The organism is Enterobacter sp. DC4 (assembly GCF_000568095.1).
Taxonomy (GTDB): domain Bacteria; phylum Pseudomonadota; class Gammaproteobacteria; order Enterobacterales; family Enterobacteriaceae; genus Enterobacter; species Enterobacter pseudoroggenkampii.
Genome location: NZ_AZUB01000002.1, coordinates 249,604 through 275,009, shown reverse-complemented (window position 1 = coordinate 275,009; position 25,406 = coordinate 249,604). Strand labels below are relative to the sequence as shown.

The following is a 25,406-nucleotide window of genomic DNA, read 5'->3' as shown; positions in this document are numbered from 1 at the left end:
CGCGTGCGATACCGCGATTTTTCACCCTTTGGATGATTACGACGGCTTAATGACGCAACAACCGTCGTTTCTTTGCGCAACAGGGTCACAGCAAAACCCGACACCGATCAAGTAATGAAAAAAAACAACAACATTATCTTGTCGATTGTTACCCTTAATGGAAGCCACAAGGGTAATATCGGCTAAATCGAATCACGATTTCATCAATTTATGAAATCGTTTACACCCATGAGCATCCTGTTAACATGAACATGCTGGAAAAAATCCAGTTTCAACTGGAACACCTTAGCAAATCCGAGCGAAAAGTGGCCGAGGTCATTCTCGCCTCCCCCGCTCAGGCGATTCATTCAAGCATCGCCGCTCTGGCACAGGAAGCGGGTGTTAGCGAACCCACGGTCAATCGCTTTTGCCGCAGCCTGGAAACGCGCGGCTTTCCTGATTTTAAACTGCATCTGGCGCAAAGTCTGGCTAACGGCACCCCTTATGTTAATCGTAATGTGGATGAAGACGACAGCGTTGATGCCTATACCGCGAAAATTTTTGAGTCGGCCATGGCTTCGCTCGACCACGTCCGTCAGTCACTGGACATGAGCTCCGTGAATCGCGCGGTGGATTTACTCACCCAGGCCAAGCGAATTGCGTTCTTCGGTCTCGGCTCGTCAGCGGCCGTGGCGCATGACGCGATGAACAAATTTTTCCGCTTTAACGTCCCGGTTATTTATTCCGATGACATTGTGCTGCAACGCATGAGCTGTATGAATTGCAGTGAAGATGACGTCGTGGTACTGATTTCGCATACCGGCCGCACCAAGAGTCAGGTAGAGCTGGCGCAACTGGCCCGTGAAAACGATGCCATGGTGATTGCCCTCACAACGGCAGGCACGCCGCTGGCGCGTGAAGCAACGCTGGCGATCACCCTCGACGTGCCGGAAGACACCGACATTTATATGCCGATGGTTTCCCGACTGGCACAGCTCACCGTGATTGACGTGCTGGCGACCGGTTTTACCTTACGTCGGGGGGCAAAATTCCGGGATAACTTGAAGCGGGTCAAGGAAGCGCTGAAGGAATCGCGTTTTGATAAAGAATTGCTTATAAAGAGCGATGTTCCCTGATAGTTGATAACGAATACGTCACGAATAATGACGATGTAACGATTTACGGCATTCGGTCCACTCTCCGCTGCCTTGCAGCAGATGAAGACCGATTCAATGTTCACGCAACACCAAAGTTGTTTCAGTCAACGGAGTATTACATGTCCAGAAGGCTTCGCAGAACCAAGATCGTAACCACCTTAGGCCCGGCCACCGATCGCGATAATAATCTTGAGAAAATTATCGCCGCTGGTGCCAACGTGGTGCGTATGAACTTCTCTCACGGTACGCCAGAAGACCATAAGTTACGTGCCGACAAAGTGCGTGAAATCGCAGCAAAACTGGGCCGCCACGTGGCTATCCTCGGTGATTTGCAGGGTCCCAAAATCCGTGTCTCAACCTTTAAAGAAGGTAAAGTTTTCCTCAATATCGGCGACAAATTCCTGCTGGATGCCAACCTGGGCAAAGGCGAAGGCGATAAAGAAAAAGTCGGTATCGACTATAAAGGCCTGCCGGCTGACGTGGTGCCTGGCGATATCCTGCTGCTTGACGACGGTCGCGTACAGCTGAAAGTGCTGGAAGTTCAGGGCATGAAAGTGTTCACCGAAGTCACCGTCGGCGGCCCGCTCTCCAACAATAAAGGCATCAACAAGCTGGGCGGCGGCCTCTCTGCAGAGGCGCTCACCGATAAAGACAAAGCGGACATCGTGACGGCTGCGCTGATCGGCGTTGACTACTTGGCCGTCTCCTTCCCGCGCTGCGGCGAAGATCTGAACTATGCGCGTCGCCTGGCGCGCGATGCAGGCTGCGATGCCAAAATCGTCGCCAAAGTTGAGCGTGCGGAAGCCGTTTGCGATCAGGATGCCATGGACGATGTGATCCTCGCGTCTGACGTGGTGATGGTTGCGCGCGGTGACCTGGGTGTGGAAATTGGCGACCCTGAGCTGGTCGGTATCCAGAAAGCGCTGATTCGTCGCGCACGTCAGCTGAACCGCGCGGTGATCACCGCCACTCAGATGATGGAATCTATGATCACCAACCCAATGCCAACCCGTGCAGAAGTCATGGACGTGGCGAACGCCGTGCTGGACGGTACCGATGCGGTGATGCTCTCTGCGGAAACCGCCGCGGGCCAGTATCCAGCAGAAACCGTGGCAGCTATGGCGCGCGTCTGCCTGGGCGCTGAAAAGATCCCAAGCATCAACGTCTCTAAACACCGTCTGGACGTACAGTTCGACAATGTGGAAGAAGCGATTGCGATGTCTGCGATGTACGCGGCAAACCATCTGAAAGGCGTTACCGCGATCATCACCATGACCGAATCTGGCCGCACCGCGTTGATGACCTCGCGTATCAGCTCGGGTCTGCCGATCTTCGCCATGTCCCGTCATGAGCGTACCCTGAACCTGACGGCGCTGTACCGCGGCGTGACGCCAGTTCACTTCGACAGCACCAATGATGGCGTGGCCGCCGCGCACGATGCCGTAAACCTGCTGCGCGACAAAGGCTATCTGGTGTCCGGTGATATCGTCATTGTCACCCAGGGCGATGTGATGAGCACCATCGGCTCAACCAACACCACCCGCGTTATGACCGTCGAGTAATAACGTCTCTGTTAAAAAGCCCTCTCCAGATGGAGAGGGCTTTTTTTATTTCGTTGGATACAGCTCTTTGCGTTTATACGGCTCTGTTTCGCCCGGTTTACGCGTTTTAAGCAGCTTCAGAATCCACGTGTACTGTTCGGCATGCGGCCCCACCAGTATCTCTACCTCTTCGTTCATTCGACGCGCGATGGTGTGGTCGTCTGCGGTCAGCAGATCATCCATCGGAGGACGGACCTCAATACTCAGACGATGCGTTTTGCCGTCATAGACCGGGAATAGCGGGATCACGCGGGCACGACAGACTTTCATCAGGCGACCAATCGCGGGGAGCGTCGCTTTATAGGTTGCAAAGAAATCGACAAACTCGCTGTGCTCGGGGCCGTGGTCCTGATCCGGCAGATAGTAGCCCCAGTACCCCTGACGCACCGACTGAATGAAGGGCTTAATGCCATCGTTACGGGCATGCAGGCGTCCACCAAAACGACGACGCACCGTGTTCCAGACAAAATCATAGATTTTATTTCCCTGGTTATGGAACATCGCTGCCATCTTCTGGCCCTGAGAGGCCATCAGCATCGCCGGAATATCAACGCCCCAGCCGTGGGGGACGAGGAAAATGACTTTCTCGTCATTGCGGCGCATCTCCTCGATGATGTCCAACCCTTTCCAGTCAACGCGATCGACGATTTTATCCGGCCCTTTCAGCGCCAGTTCCGCCATCATCGCCATGGCCTGCGGCGCGGTGGTATACATCTCATCAATGATTGCCTCGCGCTCGGCGTCGCTTTTCTCAGGAAAACAGTAGTAGAGGTTGATCTGCGCGCGGCGGCGGGCGCTCTTGCCTAAACGCCCGGCCAGACGGCCAATTTTACCGAGAACGGGATCGCGAACAGAGGCAGGCAGCATCGCCATCCCCGCAAAGGCGTAAACACCAAGCCAGGCGCCCCAGTTGCGCGGATGGCGGAAGGATTTTTCAAACTCAGGAATGTATTCAATATTGTTTTTTTGGGTTTCCATGCTGGATCCAGGGTCTGATGACGCAAAATTTTATTCAGATAGTGTAGCGAGGCAGTCGTCCACGCACAAAAGAAAAAGCCGGCGTCAGTGTGCGCCGGCTTTTTTAACAAAAACAGAGAACTTAGTTTAAGCTCAGCTGCGGCATCACCTCTTTCACCTGCGCCAGATAATCAGTACGATCTTTACCTGTCAGGCCTTCAGTGCGCGGCAGTTTCGCGGTCAGCGGGTTCACTGCTTGTTGGTTGATCCACACTTCATAGTGCAGGTGCGGGCCGGTAGAACGTCCGGTATTGCCGGAGATCGCAATACGGTCACCACGCTTCACCTTCTGGCCCGGTTTGACCAGCAGCTTACGCAGGTGCATATAGCGGGTCGTATAAGTCCGACCATGACGTACCGCGACGTAATATCCGGCGGCACCGCTACGCTTGGCCACCACCACTTCGCCATCCCCTACCGCCAGTACCGGCGTGCCCTGCGGCATGGCAAAGTCAACGCCACGGTGCGGCGCGACGCGCCCGGTTACCGGGTTCAGACGACGCGGGTTAAAGTTCGAGGAGACGCGGAACTGTTTTGCCGTGGGGAAACGCAGGAAGCCTTTCGCAAGGCCCGTACCGCTGCGGTCATAGAACTTACCGTCTTCGGCACGAATCGCGTAGTAATCTTTGCCCTCAGAGCGCAGACGTACGCCCAAGAGCTGGCTTTGCTCGCGCTTGCCGTCCAGCATTTCGCGGGACATCAGGACGGAGAACTCATCGCCCTTCTTCAACTTACGGAAATCCATCTGCCACTGCATGGCTTTGATCACCGAGCTGATTTCAGCGCTGGTCAAGCCCGCATCTCGTGCGCTGGAGACAAAGCTCGCGCCCACGGTACCTTTCAGAACGCTGTTAACCCAGTCACCCTTCTGCATTTCGCTGGTCATCTTGAAACCGTTTGCAGTGCGATCGTAGGTGCGGGTTTCGCGGCGGGACATTTCCCAGGTCAGACGCTGGAGATCGCCATCCGCCGTTAGTGTCCAGGAGAGCTGTTGTCCGATTTTCAGATTACGAAGATCTTTATCCGCAGCCGCCAGCTGGCTGATATTGCCCATGTCGATGCCGTACTGGTTCAGCACGCTGCTCAGCGTGTCCCCGGTAGACACAACATATTCGTGAATACCGGCTTCGTTCTCGGTTTTATCGTCCAGCTCATCCTGCGGGATGGCTTCATCTTCCTGAGCCGCCTGGTCGATAGGCTCACTGGCTTCAGGCAGCAAAGAACGGATTTCGCTCTTTTCAAGCTCAATGGTTTTGATGATAGGGGCAGAACTCGGGTGGTAAACATAGGGCCGCCAGACGGCGACCGCTAAGGTGAGTACTGTAAGCGACCCCAGCATAACGCGGTGGGGTCGAGGCAGATTGTTAAATGCCAGGGCGACAGAGCGGGCTATCTGTTGCACGTATTCACTTCCTCGTTAATCTCCTTTCAGGCAGCTCGCATACTGGTTCGCCAGTTGGCTGAGGAACTGCGAATAGCTCGCTTTGCTCAACTGGATATTCGTACCTAGCGGGTCAAGGGTCCCCATGCGCACGGATGTCCCCCTGGCCACGGCTTCTACGACCGCTGGCCTGAACTGTGGCTCAGCAAAAACGCATGTCGCTTTTTGCTCAACCAGCTGTGTTCTGATTTCATGTAAACGCTGCGCACCAGGCTGAATTTCAGGGTTGACGGTAAAATGGCCCAGCGGGGTCAAACCGTAGTGTTTTTCGTAATAGCCATAGGCGTCATGAAAAACGAAATACCCTTTACCTTTCAACGGTGCGAGCTCATTACCTACCTGCTTATCGGTTGCGGCTAATTGTGCCTCAAAATCCTTCAGGTTGGCGTCTAGTTTGGCTCGACTTTGCGGCATAAGTTCCACTAATTTGTCATGGATTGCAACCGCTGAAAGCCGCGCTATCTCTGGGGATAACCAAAGATGCATGTTGTACTCGCCGTGATGGTGATCTCCATCACCTTTTTCACCCTCTGCAGCGTGATGGTCATGTTCGTCACCGTCGTCATCCGCCCCTTTCATGAGCAGCGGTTTCACGCCGGGGAGGTCTGCAATCGCGACCTGCTTTTCGCCAGCAACCTGTTTTGCTGACTTCTGCATGAACGCTTCCATTTCCGGGCCAACCCAGACGACTAAGTCCGCGTTTTGTAAGCGTTTTACATCTGACGGGCGCAGGGAATAGTCATGCTCGGATGCACCATCAGGGAGCAGAACCTGGGTTTCCGTGACCCCGTCTGCAATGGCCGACGCGATGAATCCGAGTGGTTTAAGCGAAGCGACAACCGCAGCGTTAACATCTTGTGCGGTTGTACCCCAAAGGGCAGCGGATAAAGCTGCGAAAAGAAGCGTATTTTTATGTAACATAATGCGACTAATCATCGTAGTGAATGCGTGAAATGTGATATTATAACATTCGTTGACTTCTTCAAGCTTAAAATGACATGACGACATTGGTTTCCCTTGAAAATATTTCGGTCTCATTTGGCCAGCGCCGCGTCCTCTCTGACGTGTCGCTCGATCTGAAGCCCGGCAAAATTCTGACGCTGCTCGGCCCCAATGGCGCAGGCAAATCCACCCTGGTGCGCGTGGTGCTGGGTCTGGTCGCCCCCGATGAAGGCGTGATCACGCGCGAGGAAAAATTGCGTATCGGCTATGTGCCGCAAAAACTTCATCTCGACGCCACGCTGCCGCTGACGGTCAGCCGCTTCCTGCGTCTGCGCCCCGGCACGCGTAAAGCCGATATTCTCCCGGCACTGAAACGCGTGCAGGCGGGCCATCTTGTCGATGCGCCGCTGCAAAAACTGTCCGGCGGTGAAACCCAGCGAGTCTTACTTGCCCGCGCGCTGCTGAGCAGCCCGCAGTTGCTGGTGCTGGATGAGCCGACTCAGGGTGTGGATGTGAATGGTCAGGTTGCGCTTTATGATTTGATCGACCAGCTACGTCGAGAGCTTGATTGCGCAGTGCTGATGGTGTCTCACGATCTCCATCTGGTGATGGCAAAAACCGACGAAGTGCTGTGTCTTAACCACCATATCTGCTGCTCCGGTACGCCTGAAGTGGTGTCAATGCACCCGGAGTTTATCTCTATGTTCGGCCCTCGCGGCGCTGAACAGCTGGGCATCTATCGCCATCATCATAATCATCGCCATGATTTACAGGGACGAATCGTACTGCGTCGGGGAAATGGACACTCATGATTGAACTGTTACTGCCCGGCTGGCTGGCCGGGATTATGCTTGCCTGCGCCGCGGGTCCGCTCGGCTCGTTTGTCGTCTGGCGCAGAATGTCCTATTTCGGCGATACCCTGGCGCATGCGTCTCTGCTGGGTGTTGCCTTTGGTCTGTTGCTTAATGTGAACCCGTTTTACGCGGTGATCGTCGTCACGCTGTTGCTGGCCGCCGGTCTGGTCTGGCTGGAGAAGCGCCCTCACCTCGCAATTGATACGCTGCTTGGCATTATGGCGCACAGTGCCCTGTCACTGGGCCTGGTGGTGGTCAGCCTGATGTCGAATATCCGCGTGGATCTGATGGCCTACCTCTTCGGTGACCTGCTGGCCGTCACGCCAGACGATCTCATCGCAATCGCGATTGGCGTTGTGGTGGTGCTCGCTATTCTGCTCTGGCAGTGGCGTAACCTGCTGGCCATGACCGTCAGCCCGGACCTGGCGTTTGTCGACGGCGTGAAGCTGCAGCGCGTTAAGCTGCTGCTGATGCTGGTAACGGCGTTAACCATAGGCGTGGCGATGAAGTTTGTCGGCGCGCTGATTATTACGTCACTGCTGATCATCCCTGCGGCTACGGCGCGTCGCTTTGCCCGTACGCCGGAGCAGATGGCCGGTGTGGCCGTGATTGTCGGAATGATTGCGGTAACGGGTGGACTCACCTTCTCAGCGTTCTATGACACGCCAGCGGGGCCGTCTGTGGTGTTGAGTGCAGCGGTGCTGTTTATCTTCAGTATGATGAAGAAGACAGCGCAGTAGTTGGCTTTTCCCCGGTGGCGCTTCGCTTACCGGGGCTACAAAGGCCAAATTGTAGGCCGGGTAAGGCGTAGCCGCCACCCGGCATTATTTACGGCATTGCCGGTGGCGTAATGCCGAAATGATTCCACGCCCGCACCGTTGCCATACGTCCACGCGGGGTGCGCTGCAGGAAGCCCTGCTGGATCAGATATGGTTCAAGCACGTCCTCGATGGTTTCGCGCTCTTCCCCGATTGCCGCCGCCAGGTTATCCAGCCCGACCGGGCCGCCAAAGAACTTATCCAGCACCGCCAGCAGCAGTTTACGGTCCATATAGTCAAAGCCTTCGGCATCGACGTTCAGCATATCCAGCGCCTGAGCGGCGATCTCGGCGGAAATCGAGCCATCGTGCTTCACTTCGGCAAAGTCACGCACGCGGCGCAGCAGGCGGTTGGCGATACGCGGCGTACCGCGGGAACGCTTCGCCACTTCAAACGCCCCCTCTTCGCTCATTTCCAGCCCCATATAGCGGGCGCTACGGCCAACGATATGCTGGAGGTCCGCTACCTGGTAAAACTCAAGACGCTGCACGATACCGAAACGGTCGCGCAGTGGAGAGGTCAACGACCCGGCGCGGGTCGTTGCACCAATCAGGGTAAACGGCGGCAGATCGATTTTGATGGAGCGCGCGGCCGGGCCTTCGCCGATCATGATATCCAGCTGGTAATCTTCCATCGCCGGATAGAGCACTTCCTCCACCACCGGTGACAGGCGGTGGATCTCATCGATAAACAGCACGTCATGCGGTTCGAGGTTGGTCAGCATCGCAGCGAGATCGCCCGCCTTCTCCAGCACCGGGCCGGAGGTGGTGCGCAGGTTGACGCCCATTTCATTGGCGACGATATTCGCCAGCGTGGTTTTCCCCAAACCCGGAGGACCAAAAATCAGCAGGTGATCGAGCGCATCGCCGCGCAGCTTTGCCGCCTGGATGAAAATCTCCATCTGGGAACGAACCTGCGGCTGGCCGATATACTCATCAAGCAGTTTTGGGCGGATCGCGCGATCCACCACGTCATCTGCCTGAATAGTGCCTGCCGATACCAGGCGGTCTGCTTCAATCATCCTTTACCTCACAATGCAGCGCGCAGCGCTTCGCGAATCAGGGTTTCACTGCTGGCGTCCGGTTTGGCAATTTTGCTCACCATACGGCTGGCCTCCTGAGGTTTATAGCCCAGCGCCACCAGCGCGGCAACCGCTTCCTGCTCGGCGTCATCATCCGTGGCAGGACCGCCTGGCGAGGTCAGTACCAAATCGGCAGCCGGCGTGAACAGATCGCCATGCAGGCCTTTAAAGCGGTCTTTCATCTCGACAATCAGGCGCTCGGCGGTTTTCTTACCGATGCCCGGAAGCTTAATCAGCGCAGCAGGATCTTCGCGCTCAACGGCATTCACAAACTGTGGTGCTGACATGCCGGATAAAATCGCCAGCGCCAGCTTTGGCCCGACGCCATTGGTTTTAATCAGCTCGCGGAACAGGGTCCGCTCCTGCTTGTTATTGAAGCCGTACAGCAGCTGGGCATCTTCACGCACCACAAACTGAGTAAAGACAATCGCCTCTTTGCCCGCGTCCGGCAGCTCATAGAAGCAGGTCATCGGCATATGGACTTCATAGCCAACGCCACCCACTTCCAGCAGCACTAACGGGGGTTGTTTTTCAATGATGATGCCTCTGAGTCTGCCTATCACGTGACGCTCCTGCGTTCTGGGAGAAATTAACTGCCGACATAATAAAAAAAGGCTGGATGTTTATCCAGCCTGATTTCTCATTATCGTAACCTGCCTCGCGCCAGATTAAGCCGCGATTCGCTCATCTGCATCGCGTTCTGGCTGACGTGACAGTGGGTAATCGCAATCGCCAGCGCATCCGCGGCGTCGGCCTGCGGGTTCGCTGGCAGCTTCAGCAGGGTACGCACCATGTGCTGCACCTGACTTTTCTCCGCGCTACCAATGCCCACCACCGTCTGCTTGACCTGACGTGCCGCGTATTCAAATACCGGCAAATCCTGGTTGACCGCAGCCACAATGGCCACCCCGCGCGCCTGACCGAGCTTTAGCGCCGAATCGGCGTTTTTCGCCATAAAGACCTGCTCGATAGCGAAATAGTCCGGCTGAAACTGGGTGATGATCTCCGACACGCCCGCATAAATGAGCTTCAGGCGCGACGGCAGATCGTCCACTTTGGTGCGAATACAGCCGCTGCCGAGGTAGGTTAACTGGCGTCCCACCTGACGGATAACGCCATAACCGGTGACGCGTGAGCCTGGGTCAATCCCGAGAATAATCGACATCACGCGTCTCCTGTAACGGATTTACACGCTCTCATTAGAGAGTCGCTGCAACCTCATCAGAGATTTCACCGTTGTGGTACACTTCCTGCACGTCGTCGCAGTCTTCGAGCATGTCGATCAGACGCAGCAGTTTAGGCGCGGTTTCCGCATCCATGTCCGCTTTGGTGGACGGGATCATGGATACTTCAGCGTTGTCCGCTTTCAGGCCAGCCGCTTCCAGCGCGTCGCGCACGGCACCCATCTCTTCCCATGCGGTGTAAACGTCGATAGCACCGTCATCGAAGGTCACCACGTCTTCCGCACCGGCTTCCAGCGCCGCTTCCATGATCGCATCTTCATCGCCTTTCTCGAAGGAGATGACGCCTTTTTTGCTGAACAGGTAAGCAACGGAACCGTCAGTGCCCAGGTTGCCACCGGTTTTGGTGAACGCGTGGCGCACTTCCGCAACGGTACGGTTACGGTTGTCGGACAGGCACTCAACCATCACCGCCGTACCGCCAGGACCGTAACCTTCATAAATGATGGTTTCCATGTTCGCGTCTTCATCGCCGCCCACGCCACGTGCGATAGCACGGTTCAGGGTGTCACGCGTCATGTTGTTGGACAGCGCTTTATCAACCGCCGCGCGCAGACGCGGGTTAGAAGCCGGGTCACCGCCGCCCAGACGCGCTGCCGTCACCAGCTCGCGAATGATTTTGGTAAAGATCTTACCGCGCTTGGCATCCTGTGCCGCTTTGCGGTGTTTGGTGTTGGCCCACTTACTATGACCTGCCATAAAAATATCCTCAAAGAGCGCGCCTTTTCAGGCAGCGTTAATTACAAATTCTTCAATCGCCTGCCGGTTGCTCCACGACTTGGTCAGTGCGGCGGCCTCCGCCGCATTCACCCAGCGGTAGGTCAGGTGTTCGGTAAACACGATCTCCCGTTCATGGGGGAGCGCGAGACAGAACCACGACTCCGTGTTGCGCCTGGTACCCGGCGCGTAGCGATGACGTAAATGGCTAAAAATTTCAAACTCCACCGTGCGCTGACAGTCCTTCAGGGTCAGTTGCTCGCAGACAACGTCAATGGCGACCTCTTCCTTTACTTCACGCGCGGCGGCCTGCGGCGCGGTTTCTCCCTCTTCCAGACTGCCGGTTACCGACTGCCAGAAATCAGGGTCATCGCGCCGCTGCAACATCAGCACCCGCTTCGTGTCTTCTGCATAAATGACCACCAGAACCGAAACGGGAAGCTTATATTCCATATCAGTTTTTCTCTTCCTTCTTCACCACTTCAATGCCCAGCTCAGCCAAAGAGGCTGGGTTAGCAAAGCTTGGCGCTTCGGTCATCAGACACGCTGCGGCAGTGGTTTTCGGGAAGGCAATAACATCACGAATGTTATCGGTGCCGGTCAGCAGCATGGTCAGTCGGTCAAGACCGAAGGCCAGACCTGCGTGCGGAGGCGTACCGTATTTCAGCGCGTCCAGCAGGAAGCCAAACTTCTCGCGCTGCTCCTGCTCGTTGATGCCCAGGATGCCGAACACGGTCTGCTGCATTTCACCGCTGTGAATACGCACGGAACCACCGCCCACTTCGTAGCCATTGATAACCATGTCATAAGCGTTCGCGACCGCGTCTTCCGGCGCCGCTTTCAGCTCTGCTGCCGACATGTCTTTTGGCGAGGTGAACGGGTGGTGCATCGCCGTCAGGCCGCCTTCACCGTCGTCTTCAAACATTGGGAAGTCGATAACCCACAGCGGCGCCCATTTGTTTTCGTCGGTCAGGCTCAGGTCTTTGCCGAGCTTCAGACGCAGCGCGCCCATCGCATCCGCCACGACTTTCTTATTGTCTGCGCCGAAGAAGATCATGTCGCCGTCCTGCGCGCCGGTGCGCTCAAGGATCGCTTCCACGATGTCCGCGTTCAGGAACTTCGCTACCGGGCTGGTGATACCTTCCAGACCTTTCGCACGCTCGGTCACCTTAATATAGGCCAGACCTTTCGCGCCGTAGATCTTGATGAAGTTGCCGTAGTCGTCGATCTGCTTGCGGCTCAGTGCTGCACCACCCGGTACACGCAGGGCCGCCACGCGGCCTTTAGGATCGTTAGCCGGGCCAGCGAAGACGGCAAACTCAACGCCTTTCACCAGGTCTGCAACGTCCACCAGCTCCATCGGGTTACGCAGGTCAGGTTTGTCGGAGCCGTAGCGACGCTCGGCTTCAGCGAAGGTCATAATTGGGAAATCGCCCAGCTCAACACCTTTTACGTCGTTCCACAGGCTACGCACCAGGGCTTCCATCACTTCACGCACCTGCTCGGCGGTCATGAAGGAGGTTTCCACGTCGATCTGGGTAAATTCTGGCTGGCGGTCAGCGCGAAGGTCTTCGTCGCGGAAGCATTTAACGATCTGATAGTAGCGATCGAAGCCGGACATCATCAGCAGCTGTTTGAACAGCTGCGGAGACTGCGGCAGCGCGTAGAATTTACCTTTATGAACGCGGGATGGGACCAGGTAGTCGCGCGCGCCTTCCGGCGTGGCTTTGGTCAGCATCGGGGTTTCGATATCGAGGAAACCGTGATCATCCATAAAGCGACGCACCAGGCTGGTGATTTTCGCACGAGTTTTCAGGCGCTGAGCCATTTCCGGGCGACGCAGATCCAGGTAGCGGTATTTCAGACGCGCTTCTTCAGTGTTGACGTGGTTGGAGTCCAGCGGCAGCGCTTCAGCACGGTTGATGATCGTCAGATCGGACGCCAGCACTTCAATGGCACCCGTCGCCATGTCGGCGTTGACGTTTTTCTCGTCACGCGCACGCACGGTGCCAGTAACCTGAATGCAGAACTCATTACGCAGCTCAGAGGCCAGCTTCAACGCATCTGCGCGATCCGGGTCGAAGAACACTTGAACGATACCTTCGCGGTCGCGCATATCGATGAAGATAAGGCTACCAAGATCACGACGACGATTGACCCAACCACACAGGGTGACCTGCTGTCCGACGTGGGACTGACGCAGCTGCCCGCAATATTCTGTACGCATGAGATATCCCTTAATTAGCCGCAGGCTAAATGTCGCCTGGTATGCAGGCTACTATGTCGCAGCTTTCTGTATGTCACAACTGGATGAAAAAAGGCGGCTATTATACTGGAAATTCCGCCGGACGATAAGAGCGAACCACGGCCAGGCGGTCGTTTGCTGCACTCTTATTGCGCATTCTCACAAAAATTAACAAAATTATGCGACCAATAACAGGCCATCACGTCGTATGGTGTCCAGAAGTGATTAATTTAACGGGAGTAACGATGTTAACCCTTGATGCCAAAAAAACCGCGCTTGTAGTGATTGATTTACAGGAAGGCATTTTGCCCTTTGCCGGTGGCCCGCATACCGCAGACGATGTGGTCAACCGCGCCGCTCGCCTGGCGGAGAAATGCCGTGCCAGCGGTGCGCCGGTAGTCATGGTGCGCGTCGGCTGGTCCTCGGATTACGCCGAAGCGTTAAAACAGCCCGTTGATGCGCAGGCACCCGCGCGAGCCCTGCCGGAAAACTGGTGGACGTACCCGGTCTCACTCGGCAAACGCGACAGCGATATTGAAGTGACCAAACGCCAGTGGGGTGCCTTCTACGGTACCGATCTCGAGCTGCAGCTCCGCCGTCGCGGCATTGACACCCTCATCCTGTGCGGCATTTCCACCAATATCGGCGTGGAGTCAACCGCCCGCAACGCCTGGGAACTGGGCTTTAATCTGGTGATCGCCGAAGATGCCTGCAGCGCGGCCTCCGCGGAACAGCATCAGGGCAGCATGACGCACATCTTCCCGCGCATCGGCCGCGTGCGCAGCACGGATGAGATCCTTCGCGCACTATGATGTATGTGGGCCTGCCCCAGTGGTCGCACCCGAAATGGGTGCGCCTTGGCATCACCAGCCTTGAAGAGTATGCCCGACACTTCAACTGTGTCGAGGGCAACACCACCCTGTATGCGCTCCCCAAAGCCGAGATTGTTGCACGCTGGCGGGAGCAAACAACCGACGATTTCCGTTTCTGTTTTAAGTTTCCGGCGACCATTTCTCACCAGGCCGCACTGCGAAACTGCGGTGAGTTGACCGACGAATTCTTTGCCCGGATGGCGCCTCTGGCAAACCGCATCGGCCAGTACTGGCTGCAGCTTCCGGCCGTCTTTGGCCCTCGCGACCTGCCCGCACTGTGGACGTTTCTGGACGCCCTGCCCCGGGAGTTTACCTATGGGGTGGAGGTCCGACACCAGGACTTCTTTGCGAAGGGCGAAGCAGAAAAAGCGCTCAACCGCGGCCTTCTCGAGCGTTCCGTCAACCGGGTGATCCTCGACAGCCGTCCTGTGCACAGCGCAATACCGCACAGTGAGGCCATCATTGAGGCGCAGCGAAAAAAACCGAAAGTGCCGGTCCACGCCATCGTGACTGCGCAGAACCCGATGGTCAGGTTTATCGGCAGCGATAACATGCAGCAAAACCAGGCGCTGTTCGCCGTCTGGCTGGAAAAACTGGCCTCGTGGGAACACACCACCACGCCGTATCTCTTTTTGCACACGCCGGATATTGCCCAGGCCCCCGAACTGGTCGATGCTCTGTGGCAGGCCTTGCAGACTGCGGTGCCGTCCGTGGGCAGCGCCCCTTCCATCCCACAACAATCTTCTCTTTTCTGATATCACCCCCTATCATAGTGAAGTGCCATCTGCCAAAAACAGGGAGTTTGTATGGTCAGCGCGCTGTATGCGGTGTTAGGTGCATTACTGCTGATTAAGTTTTCATTTGATGTTGTGCGCCTCAGAACGCTGTACCGTGTCTCTTACGGTGACGGCGGATTTTCAGAGCTACAAAGCGCTATTCGCATTCATGGCAACGCGGTCGAATACATTCCCGCAGCCTTAATCCTGCTGCTTTTTATGGAGATGAATGGCGCAGAAACCTGGATGGTGCATATCTGTGGCCTGCTTCTTATTGCTGGCCGCCTGATGCATTATTACGGCTTTCACCACCGCTTAATCCGCTGGCGTCGCTCCGGCATGAGTGCGACCTGGTGTTCGCTTTTGCTGATGGTGCTGGCTAACCTGTGGTATATGCCGTGGGAGTTGGTTTTCTCCCTCCATTAGCGCACAATACGCCACTTTATTTTTCCCGGATTTTTACGTTATGTCAGATCGCGACACGCTTTTTTCCGCGCCTATCGCCAGCCTGGGCGACTGGACCTTCGATGAACGGGTAGCCGAAGTCTTCCCGGATATGATCCAGCGCTCTGTTCCCGGTTATTCCAATATTATCTCTATGATCGGCATGCTGGCTGAGCGCTTCGTTCAACCCGGCACGCAGGTCTATGACCTGGGCTGCTCGCTCGGCGCGGCAACGCTGTCGGTTCGTCGTAATATTCACCAGGAAGGCTGCCGAATCATTGCCGTCGATAACTCCCCGGCCATGGTTGAGCGCTGCCGTCGCCATATTGACGCGTACAAAGCCCCTGTTCCGGTGGACGTGGTGGAAGGTGATATCCGCGAGATTGAGATCAATAACGCCTCGATGGTGGTGCTGAATTTCACCCTTCAGTTCCTGGTGCCGGAAGACCGCCAGCTGCTGCTGGACAAAATTTATCAGGGGCTGAATCCTGGCGGCGCGCTGGTGCTCTCGGAGAAATTCAGCTTCGAAGATGCCGAGGTTGGCGAGCTGCTGTTCAACATGCACCACGATTTCAAACGGGCGAACGGCTACAGCGAGCTGGAGATCAGCCAGAAGCGCAGCATGCTCGAAAACGTGATGCTGACGGATTCCGTAGAAACCCACAAAGCGCGTCTGAGCAAAGCCGGGTTTGAGCACAGCGAACTGTGGTTCCAGTGCTTTAACTTTGGCTCTCTGGTGGCGCTGAAAGCGGGAGAATCCGCATGATCGAATTCAGTAACTTCTATCAGCTGATTGCCAAAAACCAGCTCTCCCACTGGCTGGAAACCTTGCCCGCGCAGATTGCCGCCTGGCAGCGCGATCAGCAGCACGGCCTGTTAAAGCAGTGGTCAAACGCGGTGGAGTTTCTGCCCGAGCTGACCCCGCATCGTCTGGATCTTCTGCACAGCGTAACCGCCGAAAGCAAAGAGCCGCTTCCGGCCGGGCAGATCAACCGCATCGAAACGCTGATGCGCAATCTGATGCCGTGGCGCAAAGGCCCGTTCTCGCTGTACGGGGTGAACATCAATACCGAATGGCGCTCGGACTGGAAATGGGATCGCGTTCTGCCCCACCTTTCCGACCTGACCGGACGTACCATTCTGGACGTGGGCTGCGGCAGCGGTTACCACATGTGGCGCATGATTGGCGCGGGCGCGCACCTGGCGGTCGGTATTGACCCGATGCAGCTGTTCCTGTGCCAGTTTGAATCGGTGCGCAAGTTGCTGGGTAACGACCAGCGCGCGCACCTGCTGCCGCTGGGCATTGAACAGCTCCCTGCCCTGAAAGCGTTTGATACCGTCTTCTCCATGGGCGTGCTGTATCACCGCCGTTCTCCGCTTGAACACCTGTGGCAACTTAAGGATCAGCTGGTCAGCGGCGGCGAGCTGGTGCTGGAAACGCTGGTGATTGAAGGCGATGAACATGCTGTTCTGGTGCCGGGCGATCGCTACGCGCAGATGCGCAACGTTTACTTTATTCCTTCCGCGCTGGCGCTGAAGAACTGGCTGGAGAAGTGCGGGTTTGTGGATGTGCGAATTGCCGATGTCAGCGTGACCTCTCTCGAAGAGCAGCGCCGCACCGACTGGATGATTACCGAATCGCTGGAGCAGTTCCTCGACCCGACCGATCACAGCAAAACCATTGAAGGCTATCCGGCGCCGATGCGTGCGGTGTTGATTGCGACCAAGCCGTAGCCTGTTAGCCGGGTGGCGGCTGCGCCTTACCCGGCCTACGCGTCGCACGTTTTCTCCAAAATAGTTCAAGTTGCAGCAAGGCGGCAACGCAGCGAATCCCCGGGAGCTTACATCAGTAAGTGACCGGGGTGAGCGAGGCGGCCAACGCGGCTGCGGCTTGAAATATGAAGGAGAAAAAAAGGCCCCTGTTGAAATTGCAGGGGCCTGGTACAAGCAAGCATCATATTGGGCGACATGATGCGCGGTAAAAATCGGTACGTTGCTACACGTGATGGCGCTCAATCAGCGACTTCATTTCCGCAACCGACTCTCCCTCTACGCCGTAGCGTGAATACTCATCTGCTTCAGCATCCGTCGACATTGACAACCCTGTATTGCGATAACGCATGGGCGAAGGTATCCATTTACCCGCGGAGCTGTGCAGCTCTTCTACCCCAGCGTTTAAAAACCGTTCCAGATTGCTGGCGCGGACTCCCGCACCCGCCATTATTATTGGAACACCGGAATGTGCTTTTAGTTCCGTAATTAATTGCAGTCCTTTTTCAGCTGACGCCTGTTGACCCGATGTCAGAATGCGCGCCACACCAAGTTCTCCAAGCGTTTCAAAGGCCTGAAGCGGATCTTTACACATATCAAATGCACGATGAAAAGTGACGGCCAGCCCCTGCGCGGCGCTCATCACCTGACGCATGCGCGGGAGATCGATATTGCCGTCTTCATCCAGCAGACCGGTGACCAGCCCGGGGAACCCCAGGTCGCGCACGAGGGCGATGTCTTCAAGCATGGCACTGAACTCGCCCGCCGTGTAACAAAAATCACCGCCGCGCGGGCGAATAATCGGGTGAACGGGAATGGTGACGGCCTGACGGGCAGACTTCAACACGCCGAAGGACGGCGTCAGCCCGCCCTCTTTGGGTGCCGCGCACAGTTCAATGCGGTCAGCCCCGTGTTTTTGTGCGGTCACAGCACACTCCACGCTGTAACAACAAATCTCCAGCAGCGCCATTTAATCCTCCTGAAATCCCACTAAACGAATCATCATGCCACGCCGTCCGTTTTCAGTCGCGGCGTGAACTCACATCTCTTACGCTTCGCTGGCAACGATCTGCTCAATGGTCCACGGATGAAATTTCACCGTGACCTGTCCGTCCGTGACGGCCAGCGTCGGGTTAGGTAACCGCTCGCGCTCGCCTTTGGGAGAACTGGTCTTCACAAAAATTCCTGGCTTGCTTAAGCCGTCGTCAGAAAGCAGGGCCAGCGCGCGCGCGTTCAACGTCTCCGGCTCACCCGGCAGGACAATTTCGATATGCTCCCAGCCTTCGTGCGGATAGCGCTTCTCGCCTGGCCACGGCAGCTCAACCACGGTGAAGTGCCAGTGGGCCACGTTCACCGGTTCATGCAGTTTAAACAGGCAAATGGGGCGACCATTGATGATGTTCTCGGAGAGCAACACGCCGCACTGTTCGAAACCGCGACGCCAGCGCTCTGCGGTGGCATTCTGATGACAGCGCAAAGAGATGTGATCGGCCTCAAGCGGTGCGATATCCAGACCCAGACGGGTGGCAAGTTCTGTGAACGCCTGGGTGAAGCGCGGTAAATCTGCGGAAATATCATGCAGTTCGTCAATGGATTGCCAGTTCGCCATAATTCACTCTCTTTTCGTGTCGCAAAGCCGCTAATTTACTCTGTTGCCCTGTTTTGACCAACCGCATAATCCGGCTTTTTATGACTGCATGTTTATGCACACCTTCACTGCCTGGATTCTGAGCAATCTTCAGGCCCCGCGATGCTGACGACAGAAGGCATTTGCAGTATACTCCCGCCCTAAATTCTTTAACTGGCGCGGGCGGTTGTAAGCCCGCATCAAAAACGTAAGGTATCCAGGTGAATATTCAGGCTCTTCTCTCCGAAAAAGTCAGTCAGGCACTGATTGCCGCAGGTGCGCCTGCGGATTGCGAACCGCAGGTTCGTCAGTCAGCAAAAGTACAGTTTGGCGACTATCAGGCTAATGGCGTGATGGCAGTGGCTAAAAAACTGGGCATGCCGCCGCGACAGCTCGCTGAGCAGGTACTGACGCATCTGGATCTCACCGGCATTGCCAGCAAAACCGAAATTGCTGGCCCGGGCTTTATCAATATCTTCCTGGAACCTGCGTTCCTGGCCCGCAACGTTGACGCGGCGCTGAAATCCGATCGTCTGGGTGTGTCCCAGCCGGAAGCGCAGACCGTCGTGATCGACTATTCTGCGCCGAACGTGGCGAAAGAGATGCACGTTGGCCACCTGCGCTCCACCATCATCGGTGATGCCGCAGTGCGCACGCTCGAGTTCCTCGGTCACAAGGTGATCCGCGCGAACCACGTGGGCGACTGGGGTACCCAGTTCGGCATGCTGATTGCTTACCTGGAAAAACAGCAGCAGGAAAACGCGGGTGAAATGGCGCTGGCGGACCTGGAAGGGTTCTATCGCGAAGCCAAAAAACACTACGACGAAGACGAAGTCTTTGCCGAGCGCGCGCGCAGCTACGTGGTAAAACTGCAGGGTGGCGATCAATACTTCCTCGAGATGTGGCGCAAGCTGGTTGACATCACCATGTCTCAGAACCAGCTTACCTATAATCGCCTGAACGTCACCCTGACCCGTGACGACGTGATGGGTGAAAGCCTGTATAACCCAATGCTGCCCGGCATTGTGGCGGACCTGAAAGCGAAAAATCTGGCGGTTGAGAGCGAAGGCGCAACGGTTGTGTTCCTTGATGAGTATAAAAACAAGGAAGGTGAACCGATGGGCGTGATCATCCAGAAAAAGGATGGCGGCTATCTCTACACCACTACCGACATCGCCTGCGCAAAATACCGTTACGAAACGCTGCATGCCGACCGCGTGCTGTACTACATCGACTCCCGTCAGCACCAGCACCTGATGCAGGCGTGGACCATCGTGCGTAAAGCCGGTTACGTGCCGGATTGCGTTCCGCTGGAACACCACATGTTCGGCATGATGCTGGGTAAAGACGGCAAGCCGTTCAAAACCCGTGCGGGCGGTACCGTGAAGCTGTCCGACCTGCTGGACGAAGCGCTGGAACGCGCCCGCCGTCTGGTGGCCGAGAAGAATCCGGACATGCCTGCTGACGAACTGGAAAAACTGGCCAACGCCGTGGGTATCGGTGCGGTGAAATACGCGGATCTTTCCAAGAACCGTACCACCGACTATATCTTCGACTGGGATAACATGCTGGCGTTTGAAGGCAACACGGCGCCATACATGCAGTACGCTTACACCCGCGTGCTGTCGGTATTCCGTAAAGCTAATATCGACGAAAGCGTGCTGGCAAATGCTGCCGTGACCATCACGGAGGATCGTGAAGCGCAGCTGGCGGCACGTCTGCTGCAGTTCGAAGAGACGCTGACGGTGGTCGCGCGTGACGGCACGCCGCACGTGATGTGTGCTTACCTGTACGATCTGGCGGGTCTGTTCTCCGGCTTCTACGAGCACTGCCCTATTCTGTCTGCAGAAAACGAATCGGTCCGCAACAGCCGCCTGAAGCTGGCGCAGCTCACGGCGAAGACCCTGAAGCTGGGTCTTGATACCCTGGGTATCGAAACCGTAGAACGTATGTAATACAAAAAACCCGGCAAGCGCCGGGTTTTGTTTTTTGCAGTCCTGCTCACGCAACCGTCAGCGGTAGTTCACGATGACAGAATTACTCTGCACCTTCAGCGCCGGGATCAAACGTCCCCCGCCCGGCACTTCCCAGATGAAACGCAAAGGCTCAATGGCCGGTACGCCGTTGAACGCCTGCGTCGTACCATTTTCGCCGTCGATTTCCGTGCAGCGCGTCTGAGAACAGAGACGTACCCGCAGTCCGGCTGGCGTAGGGCCAATCAGCCGGTAGTTCCAGACCACAAGGCCCATCTGACCGGAAACGCCTTCAGAAGGCGAAAGCGGGTTAGAGGACATGGCGACGCCCCGGTTGCTGAGGGTCACCCCCATGCTGCTTGCCTGCCAGGTCCCCTCCCCGCCAGCCTGTGCCATCAGCGGGAAGAGCAAAATCCAAAGCCATTTACGCATTATTTTCCTCCAATCGTCGCGGTCATGCGGATATGACGGTTGTCCGACAGCTCCAGATTCGAGAGTACGACCAGCTGATTCAGGCTGCGACGCAGGAAGCGCGACAGCAGCGGACGCAGCGCATGGTTCACCAGCAGCACCGGCGGCGCGCCCAGCATCTCCTGACGCGCCAGCGCCTCCTGGGTTTGCGCCAGCAGACGGTCCGCCAGGCCCGGCTCCAGCCCGCCCCCGCCCTGCAGGGCCTGAAGCAGCAGGCGTTCAAGCGGCGTATCGAGGCCAATAACCTGCACTTCTCCAGTTCCCGGGAACCACTGCTGGGTGATTGCACGCCCCAGCGCCACGCGCACCACCGCCGTCAGCTCGTGCGGATCGCTCTGGATTGGCGCATGCTCTGCCAGCGTTTCCAGAATAGTGCGCATATCGCGGATCGGTACCTTTTCTTCGAGCAGGTTTTGCAGCACCTTGTGCAGCGTGGTCAGCGTCACCACGCCCGGGACCAGATCTTCCGTCAGCTTCGGCATCTCCTGCGTGACGCGGTCCAGCAGCTGCTGCGCTTCCTGACGGCCAAACAGCTCTGCCGAGAATTGCCCAATCAGGTGATTAAGGTGGGTCGCCACCACGGTACTGGCTTCAACAACCGTATACCCCTGGATCTGCGCCTGCTCTTTCAGGGCACTTTCAATCCAGATAGCGGCCAGACCAAAGGCCGGGTCGATGGTTTGCTCGCCCGGCAGCGTGCCTGCGGCGGTGCCGGGGTTAATCGCCAGCCAGCGGCCCGGATAGGCATCACCGCTGCCAATTTCAACGCCTTTCATCAGAATGCGATAGCGCGCGGGCGGCAGGTCCATATTGTCGCGGATGTGAACAACCGGCGGCAGGAAGCCCATATCCTGCGCGAATTTTTTACGGATGCTGCGGATACGGCCAAGCAGCTCGCCGTCCTGCTGGAAATCGACCATCGGGATCAGGCGATACCCGACCTCCATTCCCAGGGAATCTTCCAGCTGAACGTCGTTCCATGTCGCTTCGACGGCCTGGGTATTCTCCGGCATTTTTACCGGAACAGGTTCTGCAGCCGGTTTGGTTTCACGGCCGCGCATCCACCAGGCTAGCCCCAGCAGACCTGCCGTAAACAGCAGGAAGACGAGGTTTGGCATCCCCGGCACCAGACCGAGCAACCCGAGAACCGCCGCGGCAAGCAGCATGACGCGCGGGTTACTGAACAGCTGGCCCACCATCTGCTCGCCAACGTCCTGATCGGTGCTCACGCGGGTCACGATAACACCCGCCGCCGTGGAGATAACCAGCGCCGGGATCTGCGCAACCAGACCGTCACCAATGGTCAGCAGCGTATAGCTTTCCGCCGCGTGGCCCATGTCCATCCCGTGCTGTAGTACCCCCACCAGCAGGCCGCCGACCACGTTAATCACCATGATCAGAATGCCTGCGATGGCGTCACCGCGCACAAACTTACTCGCCCCGTCCATGGAGCCGTAGAAGTCCGCTTCCTGCGTCACTTCCGAACGGCGTTTTTTGGCTTCATCTTCGGCGATAAGACCGGCATTCAGGTCGGCGTCGATCGCCATCTGCTTGCCCGGCATCCCGTCCAACACAAAACGCGCGCCCACTTCCGCGATACGCCCTGCACCTTTGGTGATAACCATAAAGTTGATGATAACGAGGATAACGAACACCACGATACCGATAGCGAAATTGCCGCCCACCAGGAAGTGGCCGAACGCTTCCACCACTTTACCCGCCGCTGCCGCCCCGGTGTGACCTTCCATCAGGATGATACGCGTGGACGCCACGTTCAGCGCCAGTCGCAGCAGGGTGGTAAACAGCAGAATGGTCGGGAACGCGGCGAATTCCAGGGTACGCTGGGTGAACATCGCCACCAGCAGCACCATAATGGACAGCGCGATATTGAAAGTGAAAAGCAAGTCGAGGATGAACGCCGGGAGCGGCAGTACCATCATCGACAGAATTAGCAGGATCAGAATCGGCCCGGCAAGGATCTGCCATTGGGTCGATTTCAGGTTGCCGGGCAGGCGCAACATTGCCACCAGATTAGCCATCAGTGTCCTTCTCGTTCATAAAATCCAGCGCGGCAGGCACCGGAAGGTTCTCAGGTTTCACAGGCCGTTGACCGCCGGCCAGACGCCAGCGCTTCAACTGCCATACCCAGGCCAGCACTTCCGCCACGGCGGCGTAGAGTTGTCCCGGGATCTGTTGTCCAATATCCGCATGGCGGTACAGGGCACGCGCCAGCGGAGGGGCTTCCAGGATCGGCACGCGGTGTTCGGTGCCAATTTCCCGGATACGCAGAGCGATCAGCCCCGCCCCTTTCGCCACCACTTTCGGCGCGCTCATTTTGTTTTCGTCATAGCGCAGCGCAACGGAATAGTGCGTCGGGTTAGTAACAATGACGTCGGCCTTCGGCACATCTTCCATCATGCGGCGACGGGCGGCGGCACGCTGCATCTGGCGGATGCGCCCTTTCACGTGCGGGTCACCCTCCATCTGCTTATATTCGTCACGAATATCCTGCCGTGACATGCGTAGTTTTTTGAAGTGGGTATAAAGCTGGAAGATCACGTCAAAACCCACCATCGGGATAATGCTGAGCACCACCAGCAGCGCGCAGAGCCCGACCAGATTCAGCGCGTTGCTCATCGCGGTGAGCGGTGATTCGCTGATAAGACGCATCATTTCCGGCCAGTGGTACCAGAGGTAAAACCCTGCGGAACTGCCCATCAGCACCGATTTGAGAACGGCTTTGAGCAGCTCAGCCCCGGTCTGCGCAGAGAACATTTTCGCAATGCCCGGCAGCGGGTTCAGTTTGGAAAATTTCGGTTGCAGCGATTTGGCACTAAAAACCAGACCGCCGAGCATCACCGGAGAGACCAGCGCGACCAGCACAACCCCGGTAATCAGGGGCAGCAGCGCAACCATGGCCCCTTTAATAAGCTGAATAATCTGGCTGAGGATCAGATTCGGATCGTTGACCATGCTGTGGTCAAAGCGTAAGCCGGTGGACAACATTCCCGCCAGTTTGCGGGCGAGCGACTCCCCGCCCCACCAGATAATGCACACCCCTACGATAAGGATCAGCAGGGAGGTCAATTCTCGGGATCGGGGGATCTGCCCTTCCTCACGCGCCTTTTCTAGTCGGTGGGGTGTGGGGGCTTCCGTTTTGTCGTCGTTCTCTTCTGCCACAGTGCATGCTCAGCCCGTTACGTCACGGGTATCATGCCAGCGCAGCGGAAATCCAATGGCGGGAAAAGCCCGTTTATTCGGGCTCTTTTCGGTGATTTTGTCGCATACCGCCTCAGGTGGCGTTCACCTCCTGAGGCGGAACGGACCATCAGAAGCCGAGGCTGTCCAGCAGGTCGTCGACCTGATCCTGGCTTGCCACAACGCCCGCTTTGCTGGCGTCGAGCTGAGGACCATTGAGCAGGCTTTCATTCTCGCGTTTTGGACGGGCTGCCGGCTCCGGAATGTTCTCCAGCAGAACCATCAGCAGCTGACGTTCAATCTCCTGGATAACATCCATCATGCGCTTGATCACCTGACCGGTCAGGTCCTGGAAATCCTGCGCCATCATGATGTCCAGCAGCTGGGCGTTGGTGAAGCTGGTGTGACCCGGCACATCACCCAGGTACTGACGGGTATCCGTCACCAGCTCACGGGCATCCGCCAGCTCGATAGGGTTCTCAAACCACTCGTCCCAGCGTTTGCTCAGCGCTTTCGCCCCCTTTTCCATCGCATCCTGGTGCGGCTGTGACGCTTCAACGCTGTTCAGCGCACGTTCCGCGGCCTGAGCGGTCATCTGCACAACATAGTCCAGACGATCGCGGGCATCAGGAATGGCTTCCGCGGCTTCGGCAATCGCCTGATCCAGACCCAGCTCGCGCAGGCTGTCACGCAGCATGCGCGTCAGGCTGCCGATGCGGACGATGATATCGCTCGGCGAGTGTTCTTCAACGGGTTTCATAGCAGGTTGCAACATTTCCATCACCTCACATGCCGAGTTTCTCGAAGATCTTACCGAGCTTCTCTTCCAGGGTTGCCGCGGTGAATGGCTTCACCACATAGCCGCTTGCGCCCGCCTGTGCAGCGGCAATGATGTTCTCTTTTTTCGCTTCTGCAGTGACCATCAGAACCGGCATAGACGCCATTCCCGCATCGGCACGAATGGTTTTCAGCAGTTCCAGACCGTCCATGTTAGGCATGTTCCAGTCGGAGATAACAAAACCAAACCCGCCAGCCTGCAGCTTGTTCAGCGCATCAACGCCGTCTTCTGCTTCTTCAACGTTGTTGAAGCCCAGCTCTTTCAGCAGGTTGCGCACGATGCGACGCATGGTGGAAAAGTCATCCACAACCAAAAACTTAAGCTCTTTATCCGCCATAAAATAA

General features: G+C 56.8%; 26 protein-coding genes. 10 read left to right on the top strand and 16 right to left on the bottom strand.

Annotation, left to right across the window (positions count from 1 at the left end; genetic code table 11):
• The first annotated feature begins 245 nt into the window (after window positions 1-245).
• The gene (locus P349_RS16925; RefSeq protein WP_023312229.1) at window positions 246-1,115 is read left to right on the top strand and encodes a MurR/RpiR family transcriptional regulator; all 870 of its coding nucleotides are present in this window, start codon (window positions 246-248) and stop codon (window positions 1,113-1,115) included.
• Between the two features lie 140 nt (window positions 1,116-1,255).
• Window positions 1,256-2,698 carry a pyruvate kinase gene (gene pyk / locus P349_RS16930; RefSeq protein ID WP_008500455.1) on the top strand — a complete coding sequence of 481 codons (1,443 nt, stop codon included), beginning with the start codon at window positions 1,256-1,258 and terminating at the stop codon, window positions 2,696-2,698.
• Window positions 2,699-2,743: 45 nt separating this feature from the next.
• Here the strand turns inward: pyk and lpxM are convergent, their stop codons facing one another.
• The 3 genes from lpxM to znuA all read right to left on the bottom strand — a co-directional run bounded on the left by lpxM (window position 2,744) and on the right by znuA (window position 6,116).
• Window positions 2,744-3,715, bottom strand: coding sequence for a lauroyl-Kdo(2)-lipid IV(A) myristoyltransferase (gene lpxM, locus P349_RS16935; protein WP_032647783.1), 972 nt, complete (start codon window positions 3,713-3,715; stop codon window positions 2,744-2,746).
• A 121-nt stretch (window positions 3,716-3,836) separates the two neighbouring features.
• Window positions 3,837-5,156, bottom strand: coding sequence for a murein DD-endopeptidase MepM (gene mepM, locus P349_RS16940; RefSeq protein WP_024909694.1), 1,320 nt, complete (start codon window positions 5,154-5,156; stop codon window positions 3,837-3,839).
• Between the two features lie 15 nt (window positions 5,157-5,171).
• The gene (gene znuA / locus P349_RS16945) at window positions 5,172-6,116 is read right to left on the bottom strand and encodes a zinc ABC transporter substrate-binding protein ZnuA (RefSeq protein ID WP_032647874.1); all 945 of its coding nucleotides are present in this window, start codon (window positions 6,114-6,116) and stop codon (window positions 5,172-5,174) included.
• A gap of 77 nt (window positions 6,117-6,193) precedes the next feature.
• On the opposite strand from znuA, the gene znuC reads away from it, so the two are divergent.
• Together znuC and znuB are read left to right on the top strand one after the other, a co-directional pair.
• On the top strand, window positions 6,194-6,949 hold the full coding sequence (znuC, locus tag P349_RS16950; protein ID WP_028018633.1) for a zinc ABC transporter ATP-binding protein ZnuC: 756 nt from the start codon (window positions 6,194-6,196) through the stop codon (window positions 6,947-6,949).
• Window positions 6,946-7,731, top strand: coding sequence for a zinc ABC transporter permease subunit ZnuB (znuB, locus tag P349_RS16955; RefSeq protein WP_032647785.1), 786 nt, complete (start codon window positions 6,946-6,948; stop codon window positions 7,729-7,731). The genes znuC and znuB overlap by 4 nt, the downstream gene beginning before the upstream one ends.
• A gap of 88 nt (window positions 7,732-7,819) precedes the next feature.
• Here znuB and ruvB read toward each other — a convergent pair whose 3' ends face one another.
• The 6 genes from ruvB to aspS form a co-directional block, all read right to left on the bottom strand.
• Window positions 7,820-8,830, bottom strand: coding sequence for a Holliday junction branch migration DNA helicase RuvB (ruvB, locus tag P349_RS16960; protein WP_023312235.1), 1,011 nt, complete (start codon window positions 8,828-8,830; stop codon window positions 7,820-7,822).
• Between the two features lie 8 nt (window positions 8,831-8,838).
• Window positions 8,839-9,453, bottom strand: coding sequence for a Holliday junction branch migration protein RuvA (gene ruvA / locus P349_RS16965; RefSeq protein ID WP_023312236.1), 615 nt, complete (start codon window positions 9,451-9,453; stop codon window positions 8,839-8,841).
• An 80-nt stretch (window positions 9,454-9,533) separates the two neighbouring features.
• Window positions 9,534-10,055 carry a crossover junction endodeoxyribonuclease RuvC gene (gene ruvC / locus P349_RS16970; RefSeq protein ID WP_003859749.1) on the bottom strand — a complete coding sequence of 174 codons (522 nt, stop codon included), beginning with the start codon at window positions 10,053-10,055 and terminating at the stop codon, window positions 9,534-9,536.
• Window positions 10,056-10,089: 34 nt separating this feature from the next.
• Window positions 10,090-10,830 (bottom strand): YebC/PmpR family DNA-binding transcriptional regulator, encoded by a 741-nt coding sequence (locus P349_RS16975; protein WP_008500447.1) that lies wholly within the window; start codon window positions 10,828-10,830, stop codon window positions 10,090-10,092.
• 27 nt (window positions 10,831-10,857) lie between these two features.
• A complete protein-coding gene (nudB, locus tag P349_RS16980) occupies window positions 10,858-11,301 on the bottom strand; it encodes a dihydroneopterin triphosphate diphosphatase (protein ID WP_032647788.1) in 444 nt (147 codons plus the stop codon).
• 1 nt (window position 11,302) lies between these two features.
• Window positions 11,303-13,075, bottom strand: a complete 1,773-nt coding sequence (aspS, locus tag P349_RS16985) for an aspartate--tRNA ligase (RefSeq protein WP_032647790.1) — start codon at window positions 13,073-13,075, stop codon at window positions 11,303-11,305.
• A gap of 263 nt (window positions 13,076-13,338) precedes the next feature.
• On the opposite strand from aspS, the gene P349_RS16990 reads away from it, so the two are divergent.
• The 5 genes from P349_RS16990 to cmoB are packed head-to-tail and all read left to right on the top strand — an operon-like array spanning window position 13,339 to window position 16,919.
• Window positions 13,339-13,905 (top strand): hydrolase, encoded by a 567-nt coding sequence (locus P349_RS16990; RefSeq protein ID WP_032647792.1) that lies wholly within the window; start codon window positions 13,339-13,341, stop codon window positions 13,903-13,905.
• Window positions 13,902-14,720 (top strand): DUF72 domain-containing protein, encoded by an 819-nt coding sequence (locus tag P349_RS16995; protein ID WP_032647794.1) that lies wholly within the window; start codon window positions 13,902-13,904, stop codon window positions 14,718-14,720. Before P349_RS16990 ends, P349_RS16995 begins: the two co-directional genes overlap by 4 nt.
• Before the next feature lie 51 nt (window positions 14,721-14,771).
• On the top strand, window positions 14,772-15,167 hold the full coding sequence (locus P349_RS17000; RefSeq protein ID WP_021240443.1) for an MAPEG family protein: 396 nt from the start codon (window positions 14,772-14,774) through the stop codon (window positions 15,165-15,167).
• A 40-nt stretch (window positions 15,168-15,207) separates the two neighbouring features.
• On the top strand, window positions 15,208-15,951 hold the full coding sequence (gene cmoA, locus P349_RS17005) for a carboxy-S-adenosyl-L-methionine synthase CmoA (RefSeq protein WP_032647795.1): 744 nt from the start codon (window positions 15,208-15,210) through the stop codon (window positions 15,949-15,951).
• Window positions 15,948-16,919 (top strand): tRNA 5-methoxyuridine(34)/uridine 5-oxyacetic acid(34) synthase CmoB, encoded by a 972-nt coding sequence (cmoB, locus tag P349_RS17010; protein WP_032647797.1) that lies wholly within the window; start codon window positions 15,948-15,950, stop codon window positions 16,917-16,919. Before cmoA ends, cmoB begins: the two co-directional genes overlap by 4 nt.
• Before the next feature lie 262 nt (window positions 16,920-17,181).
• On the opposite strand, the gene cutC is transcribed toward cmoB, so the two are convergent.
• Entirely contained in the window at window positions 17,182-17,925 is a 744-nt protein-coding gene (gene cutC / locus P349_RS17015; RefSeq protein WP_032647799.1) for a copper homeostasis protein CutC, read from the bottom strand.
• A 78-nt stretch (window positions 17,926-18,003) separates the two neighbouring features.
• Entirely contained in the window at window positions 18,004-18,564 is a 561-nt protein-coding gene (locus P349_RS17020; RefSeq protein ID WP_032647800.1) for a VOC family protein, read from the bottom strand.
• 239 nt (window positions 18,565-18,803) lie between these two features.
• Between P349_RS17020 and argS the strand changes: the two genes are divergently transcribed.
• Window positions 18,804-20,537: an arginine--tRNA ligase gene (argS, locus tag P349_RS17025; RefSeq protein WP_032647802.1), complete on the top strand. Its 1,734-nt coding sequence runs from the start codon at window positions 18,804-18,806 to the stop codon at window positions 20,535-20,537.
• A gap of 57 nt (window positions 20,538-20,594) precedes the next feature.
• Here argS and flhE read toward each other — a convergent pair whose 3' ends face one another.
• From flhE to cheY, 5 genes are all read right to left on the bottom strand, one after another.
• Complete coding sequence (gene flhE / locus P349_RS17030) at window positions 20,595-20,987, bottom strand: flagellar protein FlhE (RefSeq protein ID WP_032647804.1); 393 nt, start codon at window positions 20,985-20,987, stop codon at window positions 20,595-20,597.
• Window positions 20,987-23,065, bottom strand: coding sequence for a flagellar biosynthesis protein FlhA (gene flhA, locus P349_RS17035; protein WP_024909680.1), 2,079 nt, complete (start codon window positions 23,063-23,065; stop codon window positions 20,987-20,989). The genes flhE and flhA overlap by 1 nt, the downstream gene beginning before the upstream one ends.
• On the bottom strand, window positions 23,058-24,206 hold the full coding sequence (gene flhB / locus P349_RS17040) for a flagellar biosynthesis protein FlhB (protein WP_024909679.1): 1,149 nt from the start codon (window positions 24,204-24,206) through the stop codon (window positions 23,058-23,060). Before flhB ends, flhA begins: the two co-directional genes overlap by 8 nt.
• A 148-nt stretch (window positions 24,207-24,354) precedes the next feature.
• The gene (cheZ, locus tag P349_RS17045) at window positions 24,355-24,999 is read right to left on the bottom strand and encodes a protein phosphatase CheZ (protein ID WP_023312251.1); all 645 of its coding nucleotides are present in this window, start codon (window positions 24,997-24,999) and stop codon (window positions 24,355-24,357) included.
• Between the two features lie 10 nt (window positions 25,000-25,009).
• Window positions 25,010-25,399 (bottom strand): chemotaxis response regulator CheY, encoded by a 390-nt coding sequence (gene cheY / locus P349_RS17050; RefSeq protein WP_008500431.1) that lies wholly within the window; start codon window positions 25,397-25,399, stop codon window positions 25,010-25,012.
• Window positions 25,400-25,406 lie beyond the last annotated feature (7 nt).